The sequence below is a fragment of the Anabaena sp. WA102 genome (assembly GCF_001277295.1).
In the GTDB taxonomy this organism is placed as follows: domain Bacteria; phylum Cyanobacteriota; class Cyanobacteriia; order Cyanobacteriales; family Nostocaceae; genus Dolichospermum; species Dolichospermum heterosporum.
Map to the genome: position 1 here is coordinate 3,179,255 of NZ_CP011456.1, position 20,394 is coordinate 3,199,648.

Consider the following 20,394-nt stretch of genomic DNA (forward strand, 5'->3'; position numbering starts at 1 on the left):
AAATTCTACCCCGGACAGCAAGCGGGTTTTACTCTTAATTCCTGATTGGGCGCAGGCCCTGCGCCCCTACCTCCTGAATTCTGCTGTAAGTCCTAGTAGTCTGTGAAGCCGAAAATGACGGGTGAAGGCAAGCAGGGGGAGAAGAGAGGCAGGGGGGGTAGGGGGGGTAGGGGAGGTAGGGGGGTAGGGGAGGTAGGGGAGGTAGGGGAGGTAGGGGGGGTAGGGGAGGGAAGAACAGAGGTTTTTTCCGATCATTCCCGTCAAAATAAATTTGACAGATGAATTATATCTTTCCCAAGCAGATTAAATATTTATGCGGTATTCTCTGAACTGGGTGCTTTGGCAATTAAATTCTTATGATGCAGACGAGTGGAATAATTATCTGTCTTAGTTATATTTTGGGTTTGCTGTTTACGGCTATTCCTTGGGGTGGTGTGTGGATTTTATTATTGGGTGTGGTTGGGGCGGTTTTCTTTCGCCGCATATATGCTAATCTGCGGAAGTTTGCTCTGAAAAGAGAAGGTGCTGTTGGCAAAGATAAGGCGATCGCTAATAACTGGACGGGTATTCCTCATCCGAGAATATGGTTAATTGCTGGTGTGGTGGGTTTGTTGGCTACTGTTTATTGGCAATTGCGTGTTCCTCAACCGGGAATTGAGGATATTAGTCAGTTTGCGGCTGGGGATAATAGTAATCTTGAACAATTAGTGATTGTACGGGGGTTGGTGGATAGTAATCCCCGCGTAACTCGTAATCAACGGGGACAATTTTGGTTAGCAGCGACTCAGTTAGATGAGGTGAAAAATGATAGCGTTCGCGGAGCGTCCCGGAGGGAACTAGTGCCGCTGCAAGAGGGTCAGGAGGGAGGGGGGATTCCCAAGGGTGTGACGGGTAGGCTATATGTGACTGTGCCGATATTGCAATCTACTGGGTTATATCCTGGACAACAAATTGCGGTGACTGGATTTTTGTATAAACCAACTGCGGCTTCTAATCCTGGTGGGTTTGATTTTCAGAAATATCTGCGGCAGGAGGGGACTTTTGCGGGTTTAATTGGTAGGCAGATTAATATTTTGGATGATGAACATCCTTGGGGATGGTGGCAGGTTCGTGAGAAGATTGGGCGATCGCAATCTCGTTTATTAGGTGTTCCTGAAGGTCCCCTTGTTAGTGCAATGGTCTTAGGTAGTAAAGCTGTTGATTTACCCTATGATATCCGGGATTTATTCGTAAAAGCAGGTTTAGCCCATGCTTTAGCCGCATCTGGGTTTCAAACTTCTCTGATTTTGGGTGTAGTTTTACAGCTAACAAGACGTACAAATAAAGCCACACAAATTACTCTTGGTAGCTTGGGATTAATTACTTTTCTGTTTTTATCAGGTTTTCAACCCGCAGTATTAAGAGCCGTAATTATGGGTTTTGCCGCTTTGTTGGGTTTGGCTTTAGAAAGAAATGTGAAGCAATTGGGATCTTTATTAATAGCCGCAACATTATTATTGTTGTTTAATCCTCTCTGGATTTGGGATTTAGGTTTTCAATTGAGTTTTTTAGCGACTTTGGGATTAATTGTCAGTGCATCTGCAATCACTCAACGTTTAGATTGGCTACCACCTGCGATCGCTTCTTTAATTTCTGTACCTTTAGCAGCCACAATTTGGACTTTACCCCGACTGCTAGAGTTTTCTAGTGTCATTCCCGTTTATAGTGTGCCTCTAAATATTTTGACGACACCATTTATTTCTATCATTAGTATTGGGGGCATGATTAGCGGTTTGGTGAGTTTGATTTCCCCAGATTTAGGTGGCACTTTAGCCAGTTTTTTATATTATCCAACCCATTTATTAATTCAAATGGTGGAATTTTTTGTTAAGTTGCCAGGTAGTTTAGTGGCAGTTGGGAGTATATCAATTTTGCAAATGCTCACTATTTATATCTTAATTATTTTAGCTTGCTTAGTCCGATGGTGGCAAAAACGTTGGTGGTTTGCAGGTTTCATAGCAGTTGGTTTGGTACTTGTTCCCATTTGGCATTCTGCTAATAATTTGGTGAGAATTACTTTGTTAGATACTAGAACTGAACCTGTTTTAGTAATTCAAGATCGGGGAAATATTGCCGTAATTAATAGTGGAAATGAAGGCACGGGTAGATTTACGATTTTGCCATTTTTGAGACAGCAAGGGGTAAATCAGATTAATTGGGCGATCGCTAGTAAGTTTACAGGTTATACTAATGATGCTTGGTTGGAAATTATGCAAAGTCTACCAATTAAAAATTTGTATGAATATGCTCCTAAGTTGGAGGAAAATATTGCAACTCAATTACTACAACAGGAACTCCAAAAACAGCAAGGAATTTATCAAAGTTTAGGAGTTGGACAACCTATAAATACTCCCACAATGACAGCACAATTAATTAATGACCAAGTACCGATTTTAAAGTTACAAATTTTTGGTCAAAGTTGGTTATTAGTAGGGAATATTAAATCTCAACAAATTAAAGAATTAATTAAAAGTGGTGATTTGTCTTCTCCCCAGGTGTTGTGGAGTCCATCAGAATCTTTGCAAGATTTAGTTTTAGCACTCAAACCACAAATAGCTATCTCTCCTGCTAATAATCTAGATAGGAAAATATTATCTTCTTTGAGTAAAGGACAAACAAAACTTTTCTTTACTGGTAAAGATGGTGCGATTCAATGGACACCTAATGGGGATTTTCAAACTTTCATTCAGACAACAGAAAATAAATCTTCTGTTTTGTAGGACAGAGAGACAAAGTAAGAAGGAGATGACAGCAGGTAGCAGGATAAAAACAGGGATTTTATCACCAATATAGCGGTTATCGGTCGGATGCAATAAAATATAGGGCGCAGTCCCTGCGCCCCTACAGTTGCTAATAGTCAAAGTTTACTAAAGTAAACTATAGATTTATGGGGATTTTTAGTCATCAACAGACAACTTTTGCTATTAGACTGGGAATATGGCTAACGCCACGCTACGCTATCATTCCCAGGCGGGCTAGTACCGTAGGGCGGAAGTCAAAAGTCAAAACGAAGACAGTATAGGCTTTTTAACGATTTAGAATGGTTTATTATGTACTCAAGAGCCAAAATTATTTACGGAAATGGAAGCACCCAAGCAAGTTGAGAAAGTTCAAAGAGAGAAATTAAAAAACCCCCAAAGAGGGAGTTCTCTAATTAAGCATCTTGCGGATTAAGACGACTCATTTGCCATGTGGTGTATGTACCTATAGGACTCCAAATTAAATAAGGTAATAATAGTAATGCTGCCCAAAGCGATACAGATAAGACTGCAAGGGTGATTAATATACAAATTAGTAGACCTGTACCACCAATGATTGTACCAGCGATAAGACTGCGAAGACGGATCATTATGGGGCTATAGGCTATGGTAAATATCTCTAGAAGTAGGTACAAACCCATCATTAAGCGAGTTATATCGGTATTTGGGCTGTGTTCCCAAATAATATAAGCTGACCAAGCACCACAGATAAAAATTATAGTCCAAATCAGAGGAATTGCTGATTCAAAGGTTAACCATTTAGGTCTTTGTAAATGCCGAAACCATTGACTCTGGTTGGGTGTAATCCAGTTACCAGCGAAGCCTACGAAGAATGCTATAGTGCCAATAATCATCCAAGATTTAATCATAATTGCTTTGGTGCTGACTTTGGTGAAAGTCTGACGCAATAATATTACATTAATAAGGTATTTTAAACATAGATCCAAATCTACTACAGTGATCTGTATTGAATTATGGGGCAGTTTTCTGGTATATATCATAAAAATAACCAGAAAATACGATTATGACTCATTATGGCTTAATGTGTCCTGCATCTACCGGACACTGGAACACAATACTACCTTTGGGAAAAGAATTACAACAGCGTGGACATCGTGTTACCTTAATTGGTATTCCTGATGCCCAACCCAAGGCACAAGCAGCCGGTTTAGAATTTCGAGTTATTGGTGAATCGGAATGTCCCCTGGGTTCAACGGAAGCATCTATGGCTAAGTTAGGAGAGTTAAGCGGACAAGAAGCACTAAAATATACTGTTACTCTGTTTAGAGATATTACTAATATTACGCTCAGGGATGCCCCAACAGCTATTAAAGACGCAGGTATAGAAGCACTATTAATAGATCAAACTATGTCACAAGGAGGGACTATTGCAGATGTTTCTGGTCTTCCCTTTATTACTATTTGTAGTGCTGTAGTTTTAAATCGAGAGCCAAGTGTTCCCCCTTTCATGACAAATTGGTCTTATAGCCCAGCTTGGTGGGCAAAACTGCGTAACAAATTAGGTTATAAATTATTAAATCGGGCTACTCAACCTATCACAGAACTAATAGAAAGCTATCGTCGAGAGAAAAATTTACCTGCATACTCTAGCCCAAATCAACGCTATTCTCAATTAGCTCAAATCAGTCAACAACCTGCGGAATTAGAATTTCCTCGGCAAAATTTACCTGATTGGTTTCATTTTACAGGACCATATCATAGTGCAACTGGTAGGGAAGTTGCTGATTTCCCTTTTGATAAATTAACAGGACAACCTTTAATTTATGCTTCAATGGGAACTTTACAAAATCGGTTATTACCAGTTTTCCAAAAAATTGCCGCAGCTTGTGAAGAGTTGGATGCACAATTAGTAATTTCTTTAGGTGGTTCGGCTAATCCTGAAGTTCTCCAAGGAATAGTAGGGAATCCTTTAGTAGTTCGTTATGCACCGCAATTACAATTATTAGAAAAAGCAGACTTAACTATTACTCATGCAGGATTAAATACTACATTGGAATGTTTAACAAATGCTGTACCAATGGTAGCTATTCCTGTTGCTAATGATCAACCAGGAGTAGCTTCTCGTATAGTTTGGTCAGGATGTGGGGAAGCTATTCCTGTGAAAAAAGTTAATGTTGATAATTTACGGACTGCTATTAAAAAAGTATTGACAGAAGATAGTTATAGAAAAAATGCTTTGCGGTTACGAGCAGCAATTAAAAAAGCAGGGGGAACAAAGCGAGCAATTGATATTGTGGAACAGGCTGTATCTACTGGTAAGCCTGTTTTAAATCAATAAAACTGACTCAAGCAATAGAATAAATAGTGTGAACTATTCCTTTAGATAAAAACGCGATTTGCAAGCAAGAAATTGATTTTTTTTACAAAATACAGGAAGCAAAAGATTATGAAAAAGATGATTCTACCCAACAATCTAGATTTATTCTATCTTAGTAAAGCAGAAACAGAATTTATATATAAAGAAATTTTTATTGAAAAAGAATATTTAAAACATGGTATAACTATAAATGATAAAGACTGCATTTTTGATGTTGGTGCTAACATTGGATTATTTTCTATATTTTTGAGTACATTGCAAAAGCAATTTAACATATTTGCTTTTGAACCAGTAAAGCCAATATTTGAGGTTCTAAAAGCTAATGTTAACCTTCATTCTGTTCCTAATATATCTCTATACAATCATGGGTTAGGCACTGAAAATATTTCTGCAAAGACATTTACTTTTTACCCAAATATGGCTGGTAATTCAACAAGCAAACCTTGGGAAAAAGTAAATCAAAGAGCAGTTATGAATACGGCTCTAAATCAAGATATAGTTGATTGTTTTTTTCAGAGTCAGGAAGTAAAATGCGAAATAAAAACATTATCTTCTGTAATTAATTCATTAGCCATTAAAACTATACATTTATTAAAAATAGATGTAGAAGGAGAAGAATATGAAGTTTTAAATGGCATTAATCAAAGTGATTGGAACAAAATTCAACAAATTGTTCTGGAAGTGCAAGATACAGAAGGAAGAATAAGTAAAATACAAACTCTTCTTGAAAATCAAGGTTTTAGGATTATAATAGATCCCAATAATATGATCCCGTCTACACTCAAGATGTTCAATATGTATGCTATTCGAGCTTGAGGAAGAATTAGCTAATATCCACCGATAGGAATACAAAAATCAGATATTATTCCTATCGGTAAAACTCTACTAAGTAGGTGAACAAAATAAAACCAAACTGTGTAAAGAAACGTAAAATCGCTGAAAACTTCTTTACTCTTGCCTCTTGCCTCTTGCCTTGCTATAACGATAATTTTCAACGCCAACCTACTTAGTCGCTAACCATTATCGTCCCGTTAATAGTGCTTTGGTTGCGGATTCCCCTAAAACTTTGACTTGACGATTTAATTGGAAATTTAACAAAGCTACAACTGTTATCTCTGCTAAAAGTGCCAGAAAAATTGTTGTCGTCTGAGTGTATTCTATCGCTGCCCAAGGACAGGTGGAGAATAACCACAAAATAGGATGTTTTGAAGGACTAATACCCAAAATGGCAAGAACAATTGATGGTAAAAACATCGCTACACCAATAGTTAGCACTGTCCATACATAACGCTTGGGATTTTTCATGAGTAGCATCAATTGAGCAATTGTGGCATACATCAACATCAATGTGAAAGCTAAAATCATAGCTAATATGACTTTGTTCTTATCAACACTACCATTATAAAAATTAGTAGGTGAGAACAGAATCCAGATTATTATTGGTATGGTGGCAATTGATAGATTAATTGCTATGGCAACAATAGCTGGGCTTTTTTCACCAAATACTAAATCTTTTAATACAGATTTATCTCGATGATTTTGGTGTCTATATCTTGCCCAATCTTGGATAGTTTGCCTCTGAGGTGAAAGCACAATAGTTAAAATTAGAACTAAGGCAAAATTGAGTAAAGCCATGAGGATGATGATCCCCATATCTGATTTGTTATCAACTGCACCTATAGTCAATCCCAAAAACATTACCTGAGTAAAGGCTATAAATAAATAACTTTGTTTTTTACTCAATATTGTGCTATCTGTATTCCGAAAGCAGCGTTTCATTGCTTGCCAAATACCGTAGGAACAAATTCCGTAATTCACTAAATGAAAGCCGACTAAGGTAAGGAAATTTTTTCCTATTGGTAAGTAGAAAAATTGTAATTGGCTTATTGATGAATCTTTATAGGAACGAAACAGATTAGGAAATAGATAATTGGTGACTCGGAGATAGTAGTTTTCGTCAGGAAATTCTCGGAATTGAAATATGAAAACTATGAGTTGTAGTAGTAAGGAAGAACCCATAGATATGATCAGATTAAAAGGTTTGAATCTGCCTTTTAGTTCTCGAAATAACTGGGGATTTAATTCTCCAATTCTGTCTATGAAATTTAGTAACATCGTTAATAAGTAGGTTGGCGTTGAAAATTGTCGTTATGGCAAGGCAAAAGGCAAGAGGCAAGAGGCAAGAGTGAAGAGGGTTTGGGCGATTTTACGTTTCTTTACACAGTTTGGTTTTATTGTGTTCACCTACTTACCTCTAAAAGTTGATAAGTTTTATTTGGGAACAATTTTTAAGTTTGTGCAGAAAATAAATCCAAAATCTAAAATCCAAAATTATCTATGATGCTTGTTTATGACCTAATTTGAGGAAAATAGTTTCTAGGTCTTCTTGGGTACAATGAAGGGAATTCCTGCACTGATAAGCGATCGCAATAAATCAGCGGAATCTTCTGGTTTACCGGAAAAATTTACTCGCACACTATTTTGACTAAGTATTAATTCCCATTCTTCCACTAAGGGATGATTTTTTAATTCACTCACTAATATATCTATATTGCCCAAGGTAGAGATAAAAATCTGCTGTCGGGAAAGACGTTGATAGAGATGTTTGAGTGAAGAACTTTCCACTAAAAAACCTAATTCCATAATTCCTACGGATGTACATAACTCTGCTAAGTCGCTAAGTACATGAGAAGAAATTAAAATTGTCATGCCGGCTTCTTGCAAAGCCTTAATAATTTCCCGAAACTGCATCCGCGCAATAGGATCAAGTCCCGAAACAGGTTCATCTAAAAGTAGTAAAATTGGTTCATGAATAATGGTGCGGGCTAAACTTAAACGCTGTTTCATCCCCCGTGAGAGGGTAGAAATCATACTATGTCGTTTATTACCCAGTTGAATCAGTTCTAAAACTTCGTGCAGACGTTGGGTACGGCGCTTTCCTTGTAAGAGATACAATCGAGCAAAATAATCTAAATAGTCCCAAACTGTCAAATCTTCATACAGTGGGTAGTCATCAGGTAAATAACCAAGACGACGTTTAAGTTTTAGGTTGTTTTGATCTTGCAGGAGGCGATAGTCCGAAGGACCCGCTACGCGATCGCCATTAATATAAATCTCACCCGTAGTTGGTTCTTCAGCAGTGGCTAACATCCGAATTAGGGTGGTTTTACCTGCACCATTAGGACCAATTAATCCGTAAACTTCACCCGTATGGATTTCTAAGTCAACATCATTTACAGCAATATGTCTTTCAAATTGCTTAGTGAGTCCAGTGGTGCGAATTGCTATTTCTTTTACCATCGCGGCTGGGTGTGGCTTGTGTGCAATAGTTAACTTAACTCGGTTATACAATAGTATTTACTTCCGTTTCGGAAATGGAAACGAAATAATTTAAAATTTAAATAAAACTATTAATTTATCTGCGTTTATCTGCGTTTATCTGCGGTCAATAATTCTGAAAATCTTACTTCATATTAATTGGGATAACTCAAACCTCCAAAAATTAGTTAAATTAGCGGTATGCTGCAATTAAGCAACCATAGAGACAAATATGCCAAGAACACAGAAAAACGATAACTTTGTTGACAAATCCTTTACAGTAATGGCAGATATCATTCTCAAGATATTGCCAACCAACAAAAAGGCGAAAGAAGCCTTTGTTTATTATCGAGATGGAATGTCCGCACAGGCAGAAGGTGAATATGCCGAAGCACTAGACTACTATACAGAAGCCTTAGAAATGGAGGAAGACTCTAATGATCGGAGTTATATCCTTTATAACATGGGTTTAATTTATGCCAGTAACGGCGATCATAATAAGGCTTTAGAGTATTATCATCAGGCCATTGAATTAAATCCACAATTACCCCAAGCCTTGAATAATATTGCCGTGATTTATCATTTTCAAGGTGAGAGAGCTAAGGAAGCAGGGGATAATGACGGTGGTGAAGCATTACTTGATCAAGCAGCGGATTATTGGATTAGAGCGATTCGTATGGCTCCCAATAACTATATTGAAGCTCAGAACTGGATAAAAACCACCGGGCGATCGCAAATTGACGTATTCTTTTAACTTAGTCATTAGTCATTAGTCGGTTGTAAAAGTTTGCCTAACAACTGACAACTGACAACTGACAACTAACAACTGACAATTAACAAATTATGATTGATAGTGAACAAGTTCGTAAAGTCGCTAATCTCGCTCGTTTAGAATTAACAGCAGACGAAGAGGCACAATTTACCACTCAACTGGGTGGTATTCTAGACTATATAGAACAACTAAATCAACTGGATGTCACTAATGTAGCCCCGACAACCAGAGCTATTGATGTTAGCAACGTCACCAGAGAAGATATTCTCCAACCCTATCCCGAACGAGAAGCAATCCTCAACAGTGCGCCTCAACAGGAAGGAGATTTTTTCCGAGTTCCCAAAATTCTTAATGCTGATTAGGTGAATACAAAAGAGTAGAGACGCTCCGAGGAACGTCTCTACATCCCCGTAGGGACAGGGGATTAGGGGATTAGGTTTTTGGGTATGCTCTAAATATAGCAGATGATTTTTTATTTGCCAAGTAGTTGAGAATTATTTTTCTATTACTATTATTAAAAAACATTATTTTATACCCAAATTTTCAATTGTCACATGGGCAAAGCTCTATTTCTCCTCAAAAACCATCATCTTTTATATTATTTCCTAGTCTAACGAAGTACAAATTTATCTGCGTTTATCTGCGTTTATCTGCGTTTTGACCATTATATCGGTGTTCATTAATTTATCCCAAAACCGAAAATAAAGACCATAGTTACAATTAAACTTGTGATGATGAATAGTATGGTGCGTTGGTGTAATCCAATGTTTACCCCAAAAACCACGTATCCATGAATATGGATAAACTTCATAACCCGTATGATTGACAACACCAAATATCGTCATTAACGTTAGTAATAATCCCACCATACTAATATGAATGGGAATAATAAAAACCATCAGAGGAATGATAATTGCCTGAATAATACTCTCAACAGGATCAAAAGAAAAAGAAGTCCAAGGTGTAGGGTTGATAGATTCGTGATGGACTTGATGAAAGCGGCGATATATACTAGGAATATGCAACCAGCGATGAGTCCAATAAAAATAAGTGTCGTGGAGAATCAAATATATAAATAGGCTCAAAGGTAAATAAACCCAACCATAATCCATAAAATTTAAGTAAACCTTGGTATATCCCAAGTTGATCATTTCGATCATAAAAGCACTTGGTAATGCAAAAATAAAGCAGGAAAAAAGAGACCATTTGATTTCACTCTTCATTTTGCTTTTGCGTTGGTGCATATCATGAAGACGACGAACCTCCCAAGACGGGGGACGACGAACCCAAAGCAACCAATAGAGAACCGAAGATACAGTTAGGTATCTTGTCGAAAGAACGAAAAACATAAACACGGTTAAAATACCAAATTGCTTCAGAGTAGGGAACATAAAATTAGCTTTTATTGATACTAGATATTAGTGACGATATACAATTGAAATATTCAGGTAAGTGTAGAAATTTTCCAACGGTCAACAGATTTTGGATTTACGATTTTGGATTTTGGATTGACTCAACCCTAAAGTGTGCAGCTTGAGGACTTTAGATTGGCGTTAGCGAAGCGTACGCAGCGCAGCGAGTATTTTTGATTAATTCCGCCCTGAAGAGGCGGGGAATCTGTACCGAAAACTCCCAATGTGACATATTTAAGCTAAAATCCAAAATCTAAAATCTAAAATTTTTCGGTCAATTTTTGGTTGACACCCTTGCACCATTAGGAATATCTAACTCAATAGTTGGACCTCTATCAAGAACTTCAATATCCCATTGTCCACGACTAGAGGATTCAAACGCAATATAACGCCCATCAGGACTAATACTAGGATTTCTCACCCAACCACGATAAGTAGGGGTCAGAACTTGTGATTGTTGGGAAGCGCGATCGTAAAGTGCAACAACAGGTCTACCTTGATCACTGGTAATATAACAAATATAACGGCCTGTATAACTCAAACTAGGACTTTCTATAATTACTGACTGTCTGTTTAATCTTGGTGTAGGAATAAAACTTTGATTTTCTAAATCGTATAATAACAACTGCTGATAACGAGAACGATTGGAGACAAAAGCCAAAAAACGCCCATTACCACTGATAGCAGGTTGTTCTTCAGTATATCGGCTATTCAGAGAAGTAACTCCCAGGGGGATATTATCAGCACTGCAAGATATCAGCAAACTTGTCAAACCAAAAATTAGGCTCCAATAAATTGACTTTTGGAGCCAGAAGCTAGGTGTAAATGTTTTCACATTACTATTTTCCGTCGTCAACCCCAAACGTGTTAAATGTCATCATCAAAATCGGAATTATCTGGCTCGTTATTTGGCTTGTTAATGGGATTGTAAGGAACATATTCCGTTGGGATAGCTTCATCATCATCCTGTCTTCTGGGAGAAACTGAATCTCTAGGTGGACGACGTTTTCTTGGTCTAGGAGTAGGGGTAATATCATCCTCACGACTTTCTTGGCGTTGAGGGCGATTATTGCCAGTATTATTGCGACGTGCTGGTTTTCTCACTGCATCTTGGGAATTTGAAGTTTCCCAATCGTCAACTGGTTTGGGAGTAGAACCCCAATTTTCATCTTCATAACCCTCACTGGGACGACTGACTGAACGCCCAGAATTGTTACGACGCTTTCTTTCTGGTGATTCTGGTTTTTCCCTGGTACGTGAGTTTGGTGAACTGCGTGGTGGCTGATCTTCGTAATAGTCATCACGGGTAGAACGTTCGTCTCGACTACCGCGAATTCTCGGACGCTGAGGGGCTTCTTCGTCTTCTTCATACGGTAGCGGTTCTAAATCCGCATCCATCTCAGCTTGATAGTTGCGCCGCTCAGAATAAGAATATTTTCTGCTAACCTCGCGTTCATCGTCCACGATGGGAGTATTTCGTTTTGCTTGTTGAGTAGCGATACTTCGCAGACGAATACTTTCGACGGCAAAAAATACTGTAGAACCTACCAAAAGCAATTGACCAAATTGCAAAATTGGATCAAGTCGCCATCCTTGAAATACGAGAATAAAGCCGCATAACAAGCCAACTGCGGCAAAAAAGATGTCTTGATCTCTTGAAAGTTCTGGGCGGACAGAACGAAGAAAGTACAATGCTGCTCCAGCTACAGCTAGGAAAATTCCTAGAATACTGGCTGAGTTTGCTCCAAAATTTACCTGAGCCAAAACACTGGCTGAGTTCAGCCCCAAATTAACCATTGATGTTTTCCTAATATCAAATCTATATTAACGAGTTACACTTACTATCACTATTTTAACCAGTCATAATATTGTGGAAGAGGAATACTGGAGTCCAGAAGAAAGAAGAAGATGCTTCCCCAGTCCCCAGTCCCCAGTCCCCAAAAATTAAAAACGTTGGATTTTATCTTTTTGGCTAATGAAAATTAGACCAATGGTAGCAGGGATAACAACGATCGCAGTACCCAAAAGGAGACTCCAAAGAAAATTTGCTAAAGAGGGTGTCATAGTTCTCAACCTTTTTTTACACAGTTTATTTTCATTTTAATCTTGGATTACTTTCTTGAAAAGTAATCCAAGATTATCAGGGTTATTGGTCGGATGTAATACAATCGAGTGCTGGGAAACCCCACTCATAGAGGGTTGACGATTTCCTGAATGTATCTCAATCAAGTACATACCGCACATCTAACCTGGTATTTACTTGATTGATGATCCCAAGTCAATAACTTTGTTTTTCTATTCTCACAATAAAATGGCACTATTTAGTTAAAATTGAGGGAAGAATACGTTACAAAACTTAAAGTTTATCAACTTGCGTCCAAGTTTTGGATTCTCTCACAGATGGTAGCTAAACAAAATGACTGGTGTTAACTTGACTGCTTGGATTCTTGGTCCGGTTTTGGGAGTGATGACGTTTTTATTTATTTTCCGCATTATTCTAACGTGGTATCCCCAAATCAATCTCAATAGCTTGCCTTTTAGTCTAATCGCCTGGCCGACTGAACCATTTTTAATCCCACTGCGGAAGTTTGTGCAACCTATTGGTGGTGTAGATATTACCCCGATTATTTTAGTGGCGATTTTCAGCTTTATCCGAGAAATTTTGCTAGGTCAGCAAGGGTTACTGACCATGTTAGACAAGTAGTAGGAGCCAGAATGTAGGGGCGCGGGGCCCGCGCCCAGTCAGGAGTCAGGAGTCAGGAGGAAGAAAACGACCAATGACCAATGACCAATGACTAATTACTGCATTTTCATGTCCTGGACAAAGCTGGTGTAAATATTACCTTCTAAAAATTGCGGGTTTTCCATAATTTTTTGATGAAAGGGAATGGTTGTAGGGACTCCTGTAATTGCACATTCTCTCAATGCGCGTTTCATACGGGTAATAGCGGTGGCTCGGTCTGGTCCCCACACAATTAATTTACCTATGAGGGAGTCGTAGTAAGGGGGGATATGGTAGTCCGTGTATACGTGGGAATCAATCCGCACCCCTGGTCCTCCGGGGGGAAGATAACCACTAATTCTGCCGGGGGCTGGACGAAAATCATGATCTGGGTCTTCAGCATTAATCCGGCATTCAATGGAATGTCCTCTCAGAACCACTTCTTTTTGCGTGAGCTTTAGTCTTTCACCTTGGGCAATGCGAATTTGTTCAACTACTAGGTCTATACCAGTAATCATTTCTGTTACTGGATGCTCCACTTGTATCCGGGTGTTCATTTCCATGAAATAGAACTTACCGAATTTATCTAGAAGAAACTCGATAGTTCCTGCTCCGGTGTAGTTAATAAACTGGGCGGCTTTAACGGCAGCTTTGCCCATTTTTTGCCGTAAGTCAGGGTCGAGAGCCGGACTAGGGGCTTCTTCTAGGAGTTTTTGGTTACGACGCTGAATTGAACAGTCTCTTTCACCCAGATGGATAACATTACCATAGTTATCCGCTAGGATCTGAAATTCAATGTGGCGGGGACGTTCAATAAATTTTTCTATATAAACGCCTGCGTTGCCAAAGGCTGCTCCTGCTTCCCCCCGTGCCGCGAAGAAAAGTTTGACAAATTCCTCTTCGTAACGGACTAGCCGCATTCCTCGACCGCCTCCGCCTGCGGTAGCTTTAATCATCACAGGATAGCCAATTTTTTTGGCGATCGCTAATCCTTCTTCTTCTGATTCTACTAATCCTTCACTACCGGGAACTGTAGGTACACCAGCTTTTTGCATTGTTTCTTTGGCTGTGGACTTATCCCCCATGAGCCTGATAGATTCAGGACTAGGACCAATAAAAGCAATGTGGTGGTCGGCACAAATTTCGGCAAATCTGGCGTTCTCTGATAAAAAACCATAACCAGGATGAATGGCACTAGTATTGCGCGTTAGTGCAGCAGCAATAATATTGGGAATATTCAAATAACTCTTGCTGCTGGCAGGTTCACCAATGCAAACCGCTTCATCTGCAAGTTGGACGTGGAGAGCATTTCTGTCAACAGTCGAGTGAACAGCTACTGTGGCAATTCCCATTTCTTCACAGGCTCGGAGAATGCGAAGGGCTATTTCTCCTCGATTGGCAATTAATATTTTGTCAAATTTCATTTTCTAGTTACGATATCAGTACCAGTAGATTCACATTTTCTCCCATCCTGTTGACATAAAGCTGTTGCATTACTGTAAATCGTGACAGGAGATCCCCAAACATAATTTTTAACAGACTATTTAGATTATGTGGCATCTTTCCTAGACCTTTTAATATGACTTGTGCTGCAACTATATTTCTGTTAGTCTCATACCCATTCAAAAAATATCTGGGAAATATTTGCAAAATCTTGTGTTTGAGAAATTTTTTTATGTTATACTGTAATCTGTGTTCAAACCGCGCGGATGTGGCGGAATTGGTATACGCGCACGCTTGAGGTGCGTGTGGGCATAGCCCTTGCGAGTTCGAGTCTCGCCATCCGCATTTTTGAATGTAAGAGGATGTTTGAAAAGTATCAGAATTAATCGATATCCCCCCAACCCCCCTTACAAAAGGGGGCTAAATTCCTCAAAGTCCCCCTTTTCAAGGGGGATTTAGGGGGATCTGCGGGTGTCAGATACCACACGAAAAAGTTTTCAAACAACCTCTAAGAGTAAGCCACAAAATAAATGATCCTGTTTTGTCATGCTGAGTGTAGCAAAGCGAAACGAAGCGTCTCAAGAGATTCTTCACTTCGTTTCGTAATGCCTCTGGCACGCTGCGCGAACAGAATGACATTGGGCATTTCTTTTTATGGAGTTCTCTAAATAACCCGCTGTTAGGTCAGAAAAATGACTATAGCAGCGGGTTTACATTTTTTGATCAAAATCCATATTTTTGATTCCTTGCCAGCGTCCCTAGTGATGCTGGTTTTTATGCTATTGATAGAAATATATATAAACTTTTGTAAAGAACATTGGCTACTACTTTTAATCCCACAAATGATCTAATCCTACCAAGTGCTTGGCATTGCCTGACTCCTATTTGGCAAGGTGGGGAGGAAGCGATTAAATGCGGTTTACCGCACACTCAGTTAGCACCAACTTGGCAATTACTGCTTTTGGGTGATGGTTCTCCGACTCGGCACGTCCAACTACTTACGGGTGAACCAACGGAGGTAGATGTGATTGATATGTCAGCAATTGGCATGAGTTCCGATAATGCACCGACTATAATGCAGATGCTACCAGGTCCAAGAATTAGAAGACAGGTATGGGTGCGAACTGCTTCTGGACAGCGGTTATATTATGCTGCTTCTTGGTGGGAAGCAAGTCATGTAGATGAGTATTTACAAAACAAGTCTTTACCAATTTGGGCAAGTTTAGCGCGGTTACGAACTGAGTTATATAGAGATGTGCAAGGTATTTATTATGGTAACTCAGAGGCGTTAGAGTCGGGTTTTAATGAAAAAGGTCCGTTTTGGGGTCGCCATTATTTATTTTGGCATCATGGACAACCGCTGACTTTGATTTATGAAGTTTTTTCGCCGTTTTTAACTAAATATTTGGGCGCTATGAATTTTGAAAGTTAATTTTCTCCATAACTATACTAAACACGGTTGAGACATGGACTTTTACAAAATTACGAAAAACCTCAAGTCGTCTCATTCCCAGTCTCTGACTGGGAATGAATTCTAAAATGTATGGCAACCATAGGTGTCAACTTAAGCTACAGATAGCTACAGTTTTCTATCGCCAAACCCGTAGGGGCGCAGGGCCTGCGCCCTCCATTCTATTTCATGAGAACAAGAATTGCTGTAAGTTGACACCAATGTATGGCAACCACAGGTGTCAACTTAAGCTACAGATAGCTTATTTGTTTAAGTAGGTAAACAAAATAAAAATGAGGGGTATTGCGTTTTGTAAAATGGCTGAAACCCAATCAGAATCTCGCATTGAGACAACTTTACATACCGTTATATACCTTTAAATTTTTCTGTTCACCTACTTATACTAAACACGGGTGAGATTTAAACTTTTGCCAAATGACAAATAACCCAGATGTGTAGGGGTAAAGCAAGAGCTTCATAGGTGCCAACTTACAGCAAATTGTCATCAAACCCGGAACAAGAACCCCACCCCCAACCCCCTCCCCGCAAGCGATGAGGGGGCTAAGATGTACCTTATATGATTGGAAATTGCTGTAAGCTCAAATCCCTACCACATCTCGTTCCTAGTCTCTGACTAGGAATGCAGTTGATGAGGCTCTGCCTCTAATATCATTGAAGGCAGAGCCTTCTAGAATTCATTCCCAGTCAGAGCAGGGGAATGAGACGAGTTGACTTCTTTGCGGGATAGATGTTTTACGTTAAGTTGACACCAATGAAGCTCTTGCTTTACCCCTACGTTTAGAATCAAACAATCAAGCCGTTTTGAGTATAGCTGACAGCCCCACTGAAGTTCCAGGCTAATAGCTAAAGGTTACTAAAGTAAACTAAGCAAATTCAAAAATTTTCTAGTTCTTTTAGTCATCAAAAGACAACTTCTGTTATTGGTTGGTCAGAATGATGAAAGATGGTAGCAGAAATTTTCTATTTGGTGACAATGATTTAGCTATATTGGCGTGTATTTTACAGAAATATCTATTTCTCAATCCGGTAATTAAGTTTGCAGAAACTGAGGATGAATTAACTAATTGTTCCTAGATATTCTATTAACAAGCGAGGGGTTAAACGGCAAACAAGCAGTAAATAACTCCAAGCGATAATACAAATCAAGGAGAATTCGATCATGTCTGTATTATTTACCGCAGTACCTGTTGATCAACAAGAAACCGTAGCTGGTGGTTTTTTTGGTGTTTCTAAGAAATCTGTTGCTATTGCTGTTGCTGGGAACAAGAGTGAAAGTGTTCAAGTTAATCTTGGATTGGCTGGATTGGCTGTGAATAAAAATACCACAATTCAAAGTGCCAATGCTGTTGCTACTGCATAAAAAAGGTTTTACAATCTCTCCTCTTTTTCATAACAAAAGATGAGTTAGATATTGGACTTATAACCTTTGTTTGATCGCCTAAAATAAGTCAGCTATCAGTTAGACATGAGGTAAATGAAGAAGTAAACTTAATATCTTGTCCATTTATCTTCTACTGATAGCTGACTATCTACCTACAATTAAAATAAGAAAAGGAACGTTTTACAATGTCTAATCCGTTATTTACAGAAGTATCTCTAGCACAACAAGAAACCATAGCTGGTGGTCTCAGAACGATCAATGTCACTGTCAATCCCACTATCAAGATCAGCACCAGTCTCGCCACCAATATTGCGGTTTTAACTCAGGTGGGTAAAACTAATCAAGGAACAATTGGTCAAACCGCCACAAGCAGATCATAGGGTCTTTACAAATAATTCACAAATAGTTACAAATCCTCTCCTATTCTTAATGAATAAGGATGAGTTAGACTTGTGATTTATAATCTTTATTTGATCACCTCAAATAAGTCAGCTATCAACTAAATACAGATTAACTGAATAGGGAATATTAATATCTTCTCTATTACGATTAGACTGATTATGGACTAATTGGGAATAATTAAAATCCGGGATAGTTTACCATTTCTAACTTATTCAGGGATCATTTACTATATTTAATCTATTATTCACAGAAGTATTTCTAATAAAAAGTGTAGCTTGTGGTTAAAAAGAGATCACTAGAAGTATTAATATTGTGCTAAAGTTCCGGTGGTTAGGATAATACCGTAACAATCAATTACAGCACTTGGAACTAATTATAAATTGTTTTTATAAATGATTGGAAAAAAGGTATATTTTTTTTTGAATCCATCGTTATCTTTATGTAAAACAACATTTATTGCAGGTTGGGTTTCGTTCCTCAACTGAACATCCTTTGCTATCTTATTACTAATGTTGGGTTGAACAAAATCAACCCCAAACTATAAAAATTAAATTAATATTCTTCACCATAAATATGAATTAAATACCAGTAGATTCTGGTTGAGTTTCAACCATTTTACAAAACGCGATACCCTTCATTTTTGTCCTGTCAATCTACTTGCTTCAAGGTCTCAAAATGGATTAATTGCAGAATTAAATTCATAATTTAATCAAAAAATTACCCACACTAGTACACAACGGCGTAAATAAACCAACCATGATCAATCTCCTAAAAGCCTATACCATATTCGTGTTGGCTTTTGAATTTTGACTTCCGCCCGGCGGTACTAGTACCGTGCAGCGTAAGTGAATGAACCATTTTCAAGCCTTGTAATCAATCAAATTTTCGGAGATTTTAATAGTCATCTTATTTACGCCGCAGTGTACTACCGTGTATTTTTCGGAAATATCACTGACGTAATAGAGAACTATATCTTTCCCAATCTGGTAATTAAGTTTGCAGAAAATGAGAGTGAATTATCTAGAACTCTTAGATATTCTATTAACAAGCGAGGAGTTAAACGGCAAACAAGCAGTAAACAACTCCAAGCGATACAAATCAAGGAGTATTTAATCATGTCTAATCTATTTACCGCAGTATCTGTTGAACAACAAGAAATCCTATCTGGTGGTGGCGACACCAACATTAGTAACGTTGCGATCACAACCGTTAAAGGTTTAGGAAATATCACTGCCGTTGAACAAACAATTAAGAGCATTATCAAGAAAACAAAAACCTATCAAAGTTATCCTTATTCTTGGCGTTAATAATAGGTTTTGATTGATGAAAGGTTCTATAATCTCTCCTATTTTTTATAAAGAAGAGGAGTTAGGTATTTAATTAAGAGCCTTTTAAAATCACTTAAGTCAGCTACCAACTAGATAGAAGTAAATGAAGAGGTAAGCTTAATTTCTCTCTAGTTATTTTCTACTCTAGTAATAGCTGACTACATCCCGGCAATTGAAATAAAAAAAGGAGCAGTTTACCATGTCTAATTCATTATTCACAGAAGTATCTGTAGCGCAACAAGAAACTATAGCTGGTGGCACTTTAAAAGGTATTCCCACTGGCAATAAGTTTAATATTAATGTTAATGTTAATCCCCGAATAAATACTAGTTTTAATACAAACATTGGGGTTGGGATTGCGATAGGTAAAAATAACATTATAAACATCGGTCAATATATTCAAAGCTACCCATAGAATATTTTTGTGAATGATTGAAAAAAGTTATAACTTTACCCCATTCTCAATAAAAAAGAATAAATTGGATTTTGAATTTATAACCTTTGTCTGATCAGATAAAAGCAGTCAGCACTTTGCTAAATATGATCAAATAGGCAATATTAACATCCTCTACATTGTCATTTTACTGGCTGTTGACTACTTGGCAATAATTAAAATCAAGGAGCATTTACCATGTCCAATCTATTATTCACCGAAGTATCTCTAGCACAACAAGAAAGTGTAGCTGGTGGTTGTTTACAACACAAAAATAAGCGCAGGAATAATGACAGGAATAAGATTAATATTTTCAATATTTTCAATATTAATCTGATAACTTTACTTGTTATGGGTAACGGCAATATCGTAGATATCTCTCAATTTATCAAGAGCAAATATTAGAAGATATTCTGGTAAATTTTTGACAAAAAGTTATAAATGTTTACTTATTATTAATAATAAGATATTAATTACATTTTATAACTTTTTTTGATGCTACGTAGTGATTTTTAGTTTTATAAAAACCCAAAAAAATTACTATCAAATTATTACAGTAATTTTTTTAGCTCATTC

General features: G+C 37.9%; 20 protein-coding genes, 1 tRNA gene and 1 pseudogene. 14 read left to right on the top strand and 8 right to left on the bottom strand.

The features are described from left to right. Window positions 1-356 precede the first annotated feature (356 nt). Window positions 357-2,759, top strand: coding sequence for a ComEC/Rec2 family competence protein (locus AA650_RS13730; RefSeq protein ID WP_053539446.1), 2,403 nt, complete (start codon window positions 357-359; stop codon window positions 2,757-2,759). Window positions 2,760-3,193: 434 nt separating this feature from the next. Here AA650_RS13730 and AA650_RS13735 read toward each other — a convergent pair whose 3' ends face one another. Beyond that, a complete protein-coding gene (locus AA650_RS13735; RefSeq protein ID WP_027401510.1) occupies window positions 3,194-3,667 on the bottom strand; it encodes a TspO/MBR family protein in 474 nt (157 codons plus the stop codon). A 155-nt stretch (window positions 3,668-3,822) separates the two neighbouring features. On the opposite strand from AA650_RS13735, the gene AA650_RS13740 reads away from it, so the two are divergent. Both AA650_RS13740 and AA650_RS13745 read left to right on the top strand, forming a co-directional pair. Beyond that, window positions 3,823-5,097 carry a glycosyltransferase gene (locus AA650_RS13740; RefSeq protein ID WP_053539447.1) on the top strand — a complete coding sequence of 425 codons (1,275 nt, stop codon included), beginning with the start codon at window positions 3,823-3,825 and terminating at the stop codon, window positions 5,095-5,097. A 108-nt stretch (window positions 5,098-5,205) separates the two neighbouring features. Next, a complete protein-coding gene (locus AA650_RS13745; protein WP_053539448.1) occupies window positions 5,206-5,952 on the top strand; it encodes an FkbM family methyltransferase in 747 nt (248 codons plus the stop codon). Between the two features lie 204 nt (window positions 5,953-6,156). On the opposite strand, the gene AA650_RS13750 is transcribed toward AA650_RS13745, so the two are convergent. Beyond that, entirely contained in the window at window positions 6,157-7,251 is a 1,095-nt protein-coding gene (locus tag AA650_RS13750; protein WP_053539449.1) for a hypothetical protein, read from the bottom strand. Window positions 7,252-7,471: 220 nt separating this feature from the next. After that, window positions 7,472-8,436 (bottom strand): annotated as a pseudogene (locus tag AA650_RS13755) (ABC transporter ATP-binding protein). 250 nt (window positions 8,437-8,686) lie between these two features. Here AA650_RS13755 and AA650_RS13760 point away from each other — a divergent pair. After that, window positions 8,687-9,208 (top strand): photosystem I assembly protein Ycf3, encoded by a 522-nt coding sequence (locus AA650_RS13760; RefSeq protein ID WP_053539450.1) that lies wholly within the window; start codon window positions 8,687-8,689, stop codon window positions 9,206-9,208. A gap of 89 nt (window positions 9,209-9,297) precedes the next feature. Further along, on the top strand, window positions 9,298-9,588 hold the full coding sequence (gatC, locus tag AA650_RS13765) for an Asp-tRNA(Asn)/Glu-tRNA(Gln) amidotransferase subunit GatC (RefSeq protein WP_027401505.1): 291 nt from the start codon (window positions 9,298-9,300) through the stop codon (window positions 9,586-9,588). 264 nt (window positions 9,589-9,852) lie between these two features. On the opposite strand, the gene AA650_RS13770 is transcribed toward gatC, so the two are convergent. The 4 genes from AA650_RS13770 to psbX form a co-directional block, all read right to left on the bottom strand. Further along, window positions 9,853-10,386, bottom strand: coding sequence for a sterol desaturase family protein (locus AA650_RS13770; RefSeq protein ID WP_233455571.1), 534 nt, complete (start codon window positions 10,384-10,386; stop codon window positions 9,853-9,855). Window positions 10,387-10,912: 526 nt separating this feature from the next. Continuing rightward, window positions 10,913-11,473 carry a TolB family protein gene (locus AA650_RS13775; RefSeq protein ID WP_027401503.1) on the bottom strand — a complete coding sequence of 187 codons (561 nt, stop codon included), beginning with the start codon at window positions 11,471-11,473 and terminating at the stop codon, window positions 10,913-10,915. A gap of 32 nt (window positions 11,474-11,505) precedes the next feature. Next, window positions 11,506-12,435, bottom strand: a complete 930-nt coding sequence (locus AA650_RS13780) for a Ycf66 family protein (protein ID WP_039200675.1) — start codon at window positions 12,433-12,435, stop codon at window positions 11,506-11,508. 147 nt (window positions 12,436-12,582) lie between these two features. Next, a complete protein-coding gene (gene psbX / locus AA650_RS13785; protein WP_039200676.1) occupies window positions 12,583-12,702 on the bottom strand; it encodes a photosystem II reaction center X protein in 120 nt (39 codons plus the stop codon). 352 nt (window positions 12,703-13,054) lie between these two features. On the opposite strand from psbX, the gene AA650_RS13790 reads away from it, so the two are divergent. Next, window positions 13,055-13,342: a YggT family protein gene (locus AA650_RS13790; protein ID WP_027401501.1), complete on the top strand. Its 288-nt coding sequence runs from the start codon at window positions 13,055-13,057 to the stop codon at window positions 13,340-13,342. Window positions 13,343-13,437: 95 nt separating this feature from the next. Here the strand turns inward: AA650_RS13790 and accC are convergent, their stop codons facing one another. Next, window positions 13,438-14,784 (bottom strand): acetyl-CoA carboxylase biotin carboxylase subunit, encoded by a 1,347-nt coding sequence (accC, locus tag AA650_RS13795; RefSeq protein ID WP_039200677.1) that lies wholly within the window; start codon window positions 14,782-14,784, stop codon window positions 13,438-13,440. A 281-nt stretch (window positions 14,785-15,065) separates the two neighbouring features. Between accC and AA650_RS13800 the strand changes: the two genes are divergently transcribed. From AA650_RS13800 to AA650_RS13830, 8 genes are all read left to right on the top strand, one after another. Further along, window positions 15,066-15,148 (top strand) — tRNA-Leu (locus AA650_RS13800). Between the two features lie 472 nt (window positions 15,149-15,620). After that, a complete protein-coding gene (locus AA650_RS13805; protein ID WP_039200681.1) occupies window positions 15,621-16,235 on the top strand; it encodes a chorismate lyase in 615 nt (204 codons plus the stop codon). Window positions 16,236-17,207: 972 nt separating this feature from the next. Then, the gene (locus tag AA650_RS27940; protein ID WP_199924250.1) at window positions 17,208-17,348 is read left to right on the top strand and encodes a hypothetical protein; all 141 of its coding nucleotides are present in this window, start codon (window positions 17,208-17,210) and stop codon (window positions 17,346-17,348) included. 85 nt (window positions 17,349-17,433) lie between these two features. Continuing rightward, a complete protein-coding gene (locus AA650_RS13810) occupies window positions 17,434-17,634 on the top strand; it encodes a hypothetical protein (protein WP_053539452.1) in 201 nt (66 codons plus the stop codon). A gap of 206 nt (window positions 17,635-17,840) precedes the next feature. Then, the gene (locus tag AA650_RS13815) at window positions 17,841-18,035 is read left to right on the top strand and encodes a hypothetical protein (RefSeq protein ID WP_053539453.1); all 195 of its coding nucleotides are present in this window, start codon (window positions 17,841-17,843) and stop codon (window positions 18,033-18,035) included. A gap of 1,137 nt (window positions 18,036-19,172) precedes the next feature. After that, a complete protein-coding gene (locus AA650_RS27945) occupies window positions 19,173-19,364 on the top strand; it encodes a hypothetical protein (protein ID WP_199924251.1) in 192 nt (63 codons plus the stop codon). A 220-nt stretch (window positions 19,365-19,584) separates the two neighbouring features. Further along, entirely contained in the window at window positions 19,585-19,800 is a 216-nt protein-coding gene (locus tag AA650_RS13825; RefSeq protein WP_053539455.1) for a hypothetical protein, read from the top strand. 216 nt (window positions 19,801-20,016) lie between these two features. After that, window positions 20,017-20,223: a hypothetical protein gene (locus AA650_RS13830; protein ID WP_053539456.1), complete on the top strand. Its 207-nt coding sequence runs from the start codon at window positions 20,017-20,019 to the stop codon at window positions 20,221-20,223. Window positions 20,224-20,394 lie beyond the last annotated feature (171 nt).

Bases quoted from the DNA above. Each gene is read 5' to 3' on its own strand.
- AA650_RS13730 (WP_053539446.1), top strand. From the start codon at position 357: ATGATGCAGACGAGTGGAATAATTATCTGTCTTAGTTATATTTTGGGT.
- accC (WP_039200677.1), bottom strand. From the start codon at position 14,784: ATGAAATTTGACAAAATATTAATTGCCAATCGAGGAGAAATAGCCCTT.
- AA650_RS13825 (WP_053539455.1), top strand. From the start codon at position 19,585: ATGTCTAATTCATTATTCACAGAAGTATCTGTAGCGCAACAAGAAACT.
- AA650_RS13780 (WP_039200675.1), bottom strand. From the start codon at position 12,435: ATGGTTAATTTGGGGCTGAACTCAGCCAGTGTTTTGGCTCAGGTAAAT.
- psbX (WP_039200676.1), bottom strand. From the start codon at position 12,702: ATGACACCCTCTTTAGCAAATTTTCTTTGGAGTCTCCTTTTGGGTACT.
- AA650_RS13810 (WP_053539452.1), top strand. From the start codon at position 17,434: ATGTCTGTATTATTTACCGCAGTACCTGTTGATCAACAAGAAACCGTA.
- AA650_RS13770 (WP_233455571.1), bottom strand. From the start codon at position 10,386: ATGATCGAAATGATCAACTTGGGATATACCAAGGTTTACTTAAATTTT.
- AA650_RS13830 (WP_053539456.1), top strand. From the start codon at position 20,017: ATGTCCAATCTATTATTCACCGAAGTATCTCTAGCACAACAAGAAAGT.
- AA650_RS13745 (WP_053539448.1), top strand. From the start codon at position 5,206: ATGAAAAAGATGATTCTACCCAACAATCTAGATTTATTCTATCTTAGT.
- AA650_RS13735 (WP_027401510.1), bottom strand. From the start codon at position 3,667: ATGATTAAATCTTGGATGATTATTGGCACTATAGCATTCTTCGTAGGC.
- gatC (WP_027401505.1), top strand. From the start codon at position 9,298: ATGATTGATAGTGAACAAGTTCGTAAAGTCGCTAATCTCGCTCGTTTA.
- AA650_RS13740 (WP_053539447.1), top strand. From the start codon at position 3,823: ATGACTCATTATGGCTTAATGTGTCCTGCATCTACCGGACACTGGAAC.
- AA650_RS13750 (WP_053539449.1), bottom strand. From the start codon at position 7,251: ATGTTACTAAATTTCATAGACAGAATTGGAGAATTAAATCCCCAGTTA.
- AA650_RS13760 (WP_053539450.1), top strand. From the start codon at position 8,687: ATGCCAAGAACACAGAAAAACGATAACTTTGTTGACAAATCCTTTACA.
- AA650_RS27940 (WP_199924250.1), top strand. From the start codon at position 17,208: ATGATGAAAGATGGTAGCAGAAATTTTCTATTTGGTGACAATGATTTA.
- AA650_RS13790 (WP_027401501.1), top strand. From the start codon at position 13,055: ATGACTGGTGTTAACTTGACTGCTTGGATTCTTGGTCCGGTTTTGGGA.
- AA650_RS13815 (WP_053539453.1), top strand. From the start codon at position 17,841: ATGTCTAATCCGTTATTTACAGAAGTATCTCTAGCACAACAAGAAACC.
- AA650_RS27945 (WP_199924251.1), top strand. From the start codon at position 19,173: ATGTCTAATCTATTTACCGCAGTATCTGTTGAACAACAAGAAATCCTA.